General features: G+C 58.0%; 4 protein-coding genes and 1 pseudogene. 2 read left to right on the top strand and 3 right to left on the bottom strand.

Features of this window, described 5'->3' with window-relative positions; translation table 11 throughout:
• A pseudogene (locus BM315_RS24895) lies at positions 1-215 on the top strand (group II intron reverse transcriptase/maturase); the annotation flags it as partial.
• Between the two features lie 94 nt (positions 216-309).
• On the opposite strand, the gene BM315_RS23905 reads toward BM315_RS24895, so the two are convergent.
• Positions 310-1,401, bottom strand: a complete 1,092-nt coding sequence (locus BM315_RS23905; RefSeq protein ID WP_090506159.1) for an anhydro-N-acetylmuramic acid kinase — start codon at positions 1,399-1,401, stop codon at positions 310-312.
• A gap of 5 nt (positions 1,402-1,406) precedes the next feature.
• Positions 1,407-2,852 carry an OapA family protein gene (locus BM315_RS23900; protein WP_090506157.1) on the bottom strand — a complete coding sequence of 482 codons (1,446 nt, stop codon included), beginning with the start codon at positions 2,850-2,852 and terminating at the stop codon, positions 1,407-1,409.
• A gap of 212 nt (positions 2,853-3,064) precedes the next feature.
• Here BM315_RS23900 and tyrS point away from each other — a divergent pair, with 212 nt between their 5' ends.
• Positions 3,065-4,264 carry a tyrosine--tRNA ligase gene (gene tyrS, locus BM315_RS23895; RefSeq protein ID WP_090506155.1) on the top strand — a complete coding sequence of 400 codons (1,200 nt, stop codon included), beginning with the start codon at positions 3,065-3,067 and terminating at the stop codon, positions 4,262-4,264.
• Between the two features lie 84 nt (positions 4,265-4,348).
• On the opposite strand, the gene BM315_RS24890 is transcribed toward tyrS, so the two are convergent.
• A partial coding sequence (locus BM315_RS24890) for a hypothetical protein (RefSeq protein WP_212633004.1) occupies positions 4,349-4,652 on the bottom strand: 304 nt, incomplete at its 5' end.

Genomic DNA, 4,652 nt, shown 5'->3' with positions numbered 1-4,652 from the left:
GGCGTCAATGGAAGCAACCCGCAACGAGGGTTCGTAACCTGATGCGTCTGGGACTCAGCGAGGCCCGCGCATCCAAGTCTGCGTTCAATGGCCGTGGCCCATGGTGGAACTCGGGAGCGGCGCATATGAATCAGGCGCTGCCGAAGAAGCTATGGGATCGCCTGGGGCTGGTCTCAATACTGGATGCGATCAACCGGCTTAGCCGCATAACCTGAACCGCCGTATACGGAACCGTACGTACGGTGGTGTGAGAGGACGGCGGATGTGAATCCGCCTACTACTCGATTCTGTGCGTGCTGATGTCCGCAGTCAGGCGGGATATATGGCGCCAAGTACCCGTAGGCCGCTTGCGCCGGTCACGCTTGGCCGGTTGGCGGGTATGCCTTCAAGGCAACAGTGCGCGAGCCAGGCGAATGCCATGGCTTCCACCCAGTCTGCAGGTACGCCATGGCTTTGCGTGCTGTTGACTGCGCAATCCGGGAGCAGCGCGGCCAGGCGTGTCATCAGCGTGCGGTTGTGCGCGCCGCCACCGCAGACCAGAAGTTCCTTCGTCTCGCTTTGGGCACTGCGCAAGGCCTTGGCGATGCTGATTGCCGTCAGTTCCAGCAATGTCGCTTGTACATCCGCTTCGGCATAGGGCGGGTGTTTGTCCAGGTGCTGATCGAGCCAGTCCAGATTGAACAGTTCACGACCGGTGCTCTTCGGCCCCTTGGTTTTGAAGAAGGGCTCATTGAATAATGCTTCGAGTAGCTCGGGTTGTACCTTGCCACTGGCAGCCCAGGCACCGTCGCGGTCATAACTGTCGCCGCGCTGGCGCTGGATCCAGGCGTCCATCAGCACATTGCCCGGGCCACAATCGAAGCCACGCACAGGTCGGTCGGGTGCGAGCAGGCTGAGATTACTGAACCCGCCGACATTCAAGATCGCGCGATAGCTGTGTCGCTCGCCAAATATGGCTTCGTGGAAGGCCGGCACCAGCGGTGCGCCTTGCCCCCCGGCGGCGATATCGCGACGGCGAAAGTCGCTCACTACGCTGATGCCGGTCAGTTCGGCGAGCAGGGCGGAGTTGCCAATCTGAATGGTGAAGCCTCGGGCCGGTTCGTGGCGGATAGTTTGACCGTGGCTGCCGATTGCGCGGATTGAGGCAGAGTTGAGAGCTTGCTGATGCAGCAGCGTCTGTATGCCCTGGGCAGCCAGCCTTACCCAGTGCTGTTCAGCCATGGCCGCCCGCGCCAGTTCGTCCGGCCCCGGTGCACAGAGCGCCAGCAGCTCTGCCCGCAACTCTTCCGGCATGGGCAGGTAATGGGTGGCGAGTAGAGTCGTCTTCTCGCTCTGCTCGATCAGGGCGATATCCAGCCCATCGAGACTGGTACCGGACATCACCCCAAGATAGAGCGGCATCTGCCTTAGCGCTTGTTGAGGGCGAGCAGGGTAGTTTTTTCCTGGTCCATGCGCGCCATCAAGGGGGCGCTCAATTGCAGGAAACGCTGCTTTTCATTGCGGGCGATAGGGTCGGCCATTGGCAGCTTTTGGCTCAGCGGGTCGACATGGGTACCGTTGACCTGGAACTCATAGTGCAGGTGTGGACCGGTAGACAGGCCGGTAGTGCCGATGTAGCCGATGATCTGGCCTTGCTTGACGTTGCCGCCGGTGCGGATGCCTTTGGCGAAGCCCTGCATGTGGGCATAGAGGGTGCGGTAGCGGGTGCCGTGCTGGATGACGACGGTGTTGCCATAGCCCCCTTTGCGCCCGGCAAGGGCAATCTTGCCATCGCCAGCGGCTTTGATCGGGGTGCCGCGGGCTGCGGCGTAGTCGACGCCCTTGTGCGCGCGGATTTTGTTCAGGATCGGGTGGCGGCGGCCGTTGGAAAAGCGTGAGCTGATGCGGGCGAAGTCTACAGGTGTACGGATGAAGGCCTTGCGCATGCTGGTGCCGTCGGCGCTGTAGTAGCTGGTGTTGCCTTGTTTGTCGGTATAGCGCACCGCGGTGAAGGTCTTGCCCCGGTTGGTAAAGCGGGCGGAGAGGATATTGCCTGTACCGACTCGCTTGTCATTGACGACTTTCTCTTCATACACCAGCTCGAACTCGTCGCCATCGCGAATATCCATGGCGAAGTCGATGTCGTAGCCAAAAACGTTGGCCAGGTCCATGGTGAGTCCGTGGGAGAGCCCGGCACGCTTCGCCGACAAAAACAGCGAGCTGTTGATTACGCCGCGGGCATAGGCGGTTCTGACGTCCGGTTTGACAATGTCGCGCTTGAAGGAAAAGCCATTGTCATTCCGGCTGAGGTAGATGCTTTCGAGGTCGTTGAGCTTGCTGCTCAGGCTCTCGAGCTGGCCGTCCGCAGAGAGCTTGAACTCGAGTGCCTGGCCAACTTTTAGGCGGCTGAATTGCTTGGCCTCCTTGCTGCTATTCAGTACCTCATGAAGGCTGGTGGCAGAGAGGCCCGCATCGGCAAAAATCGTGGAGAGCGTATCGCCATTGGCAACCCTGATAACCTTGTGATGGGGATCGGTTGGAGTTGACTCGGCAGTTGAGGTGTTCGGCTTACTGTTGCCGTCATCGTTATCAATACTCTGCTCGGCGCTATTGCGAGTATCCGAGGGCTGCTCGATGCTGACGAACGGCGAGGTGCTCCGATCATTGTTGAGGTCGTCAGGCCTCAGGTCATTCTCTTCCGGCATAACAAGCTCGGAACCGTTGTCGAGCTCAAGGCTGAGGTAGGTTTTCTTCGCTTCGACTTCGCGTGAGGGGAACACCAGCAAAGCCAGGCTGAGCATTGCGGCTATGCCGCTTGCAGCCAGAATGTGAGTTTTGGGGTATGGCGGGGGCGCTTTGCTTATAGAGGTCATAGATGGCTTTGACTTTGATAGGTGAAAAGAAAAGATGAAGAACCTGATGAATATGCATTAACTGTATAAAATATAACCAAATCGTCTGTGAGGCAACCCCAAAAGGGCGGCGGCAGGCTGCAAGCGTGTGACTCTCAAGGGCAAAACTTGTTATTTGTCTGTGATCTTGTATCGTTGGTTCCCTTTAATTTTGTGTGGTCGTGAGTCTTGCCATGAAGTCGGTCGAAGAGCAGCTGGCGCTGATCAAGCGCGGTGCGGAAGAGGTTTTGGTTGAGTCCGAGCTGGTGGAAAAGCTCAAGCGTGGTCAGCCGCTACGCATCAAGGCGGGCTTCGACCCGACGGCGCCGGATCTGCACCTCGGGCATACCGTGCTTATTAACAAGCTGCGGCAGTTCCAGGAGTTGGGGCATCAGGTGATTTTCCTGATCGGCGACTTCACCGGCATGATTGGTGATCCGAGCGGCAAGAGTGCGACCCGTCCACCGCTGACCCGGGAGCAGGTGCTGGCGAATGCCGAGACCTACAAGGCCCAGGTGTTCAAGATCCTCGATCCGGCGAAAACCGAGGTGGCGTTCAACTCCACCTGGATGGATCAGCTGGCCCCTGCTGACTTTATCAGGCTGGCTTCGCAATACACGGTTGCGCGCATGCTCGAGCGCGACGACTTCAGCAAGCGCTACTCGACCAATCAGCCGATCGCTATCCACGAGTTTCTCTACCCATTAGTGCAGGGGTATGACTCTGTTGCTTTACGTGCGGACGTCGAGCTGGGTGGGACCGATCAGAAGTTCAATCTGCTGATGGGGCGCGAGTTGCAGCGAGCCTACGGTCAGGCGTCGCAGTGCGTTGTCACCATGCCGCTGCTCGAGGGGTTGGACGGCGTCAAGAAGATGTCCAAGTCGCTGGGCAACTATGTAGGCATACAGGAAGCCCCGGGTGTGATGTACGGCAAACTGGTGTCTATTCCTGATGTGCTGATGTGGCGTTACTTCGAATTGCTCAGCTTCCGCTCTATGGAGGAAATTGCTCAGTTCAAGCTCGACGTCGAAGCTGGTGCCAATCCGCGTGATATCAAGATCAAGCTGGCCGAGGAGATAGTGGCGCGCTTTCATGGGGAAGAGGCGGCGGCGAGCGCTCATCGTTCGGCGGGTAACCGCATGCGCGAGGGTGAGCTACCGGAAGACTTGCCGGAAATCGAATTGGTCTCAGCCGAGGATATGCCTATCGCAGCTTTGTTGAACAAGGCTGGCCTGGTCAAGAACGCTGCCGTGGCGCGTGACTTACTGGGTTCCGGTGGGGTGCGAGTAGATGGCGATGTGGTGGATCGTTCCTTTATATATAAGCAGGGCGCAACCCACGTCTGTCAGGCGGGCAAGAAGGCTTTTGCGCGCATTACGCTAAAAGCCGAATAAAGGCTTGACGCAGTTTCTTTCGGGCCTATAATGCGCACCTCTTCAGGCGCAGGCCTCTCTGCAAAACTCTTGTAAAACAAGAGGTTAGCGTAAAAAGAGGGGTTGCAAAGGGGCGAAAGCCGTGTAGAATGCGCCGGGCTGACAAGGTGGTGGTTTGGGCTTGTCGGTGATTCGGTCGAGGTGATCGGAAGCGGTGAAAGAGGTGGTTGACAGCGGTTTGAAACGCTGTAGAATTCGCCTCCCGTTGACGAGATGCCAGAAGCTGATCGGAGGCGCAAGCGGTTGAGTAGAAAGGTTTTCTTCGGAAAAGAACTTCGAAAAACAACTTGACGGAAAGATGGGGTGCTGTAGAATGCGCGCCTCGGTTGAGACGAAAGGCTCAGCCACT

It is taken from the genome of Pseudomonas borbori, assembly GCF_900115555.1.
GTDB lineage: Bacteria > Pseudomonadota > Gammaproteobacteria > Pseudomonadales > Pseudomonadaceae > Aquipseudomonas > Aquipseudomonas borbori.
The sequence above is the reverse complement of the archived record's forward strand: the minus strand, read 5'-3'. Positions and strand labels throughout refer to the sequence as shown.